General features: G+C 52.6%; 1 protein-coding gene and 1 pseudogene. Both read left to right on the top strand.

The features are described 5' to 3' along the window. Positions 1–324, top strand: a pseudogene (gene nuoB, locus CXQ91_RS24165) (NADH-quinone oxidoreductase subunit NuoB); the annotation flags it as partial. Between the two features lie 105 nt (positions 325–429). After that, on the top strand, positions 430–825 hold a 396-nt coding region (locus CXQ91_RS24160; protein ID WP_219816609.1), incomplete at its 3' end, for an NADH-quinone oxidoreductase subunit C.

Genomic DNA, 825 nt, shown 5'->3' with positions numbered 1-825 from the left:
TATGACCAGATGCTGGAACCAAAATGGGTTATCTCAATGGGTGCCTGTGCCAACTCTGGTGGCATGTGCGATATTTATTCCGTTGTGCAGGGCGTCGATAAATTCATCCCGGTTGATGTGTATATCCCGGGCTGCCCGCCGCGTCCTGAAGCGTACATGCAGGCACTGATGCTGTTGCAGGAATCTATCGGCAAAGAACGTCGTCCGCTCTCCTGGGTGGTTGGCGATCAGGGCGTTTATCGCGCCAATATGCAATCAGAGCGCGAACGCAAGCGCGGTGAACGCATTGCCGTAACTAACCTGCGTACACCTGACGAGATTTAATTTGCGCCTGTCGGCAAAGGGATTTTTCTTCGCTTATTCCTAAATCTATTTCGCGAAGCTTACTGCGCCGACAGTCACCACGGACCATTTGCAATGGTGAACAATATGACCGACTTAACCGCGCAAGAACCCGCCTGGCAGACCCGCGATCATCTTGATGATCCGGTGATTGGCGAACTGCGCAACCGTTTTGGGCCGGATGCCTTTACTGTTCAGGCGACTCGCACCGGGGTTCCCGTTGTGTGGATCAAGCGTGAACAATTACTGGAAGTTGGCGATTTCTTAAAGAAACTGCCGAAACCTTACGTCATGCTGTTTGACTTACACGGCATGGACGAACGTCTGCGCACACACCGCGAAGGGTTACCTGCCGCGGATTTTTCCGTTTTCTACCATCTGATTTCTATCGATCGTAACCGCGACATCATGCTGAAGGTGGCGCTGGCAGAAAACGACCTGCACGTACCGACCTTCACCAAACTGTTCCCGAACGCTAACTGG

Origin of the sequence: Arthrobacter sp. Y81, assembly GCF_002929335.1 — a bacterium.
Lineage (GTDB): Bacteria > Actinomycetota > Actinomycetes > Actinomycetales > Micrococcaceae > Arthrobacter.
The sequence above is the reverse complement of the archived record's forward strand: the minus strand, read 5'-3'. Positions and strand labels throughout refer to the sequence as shown.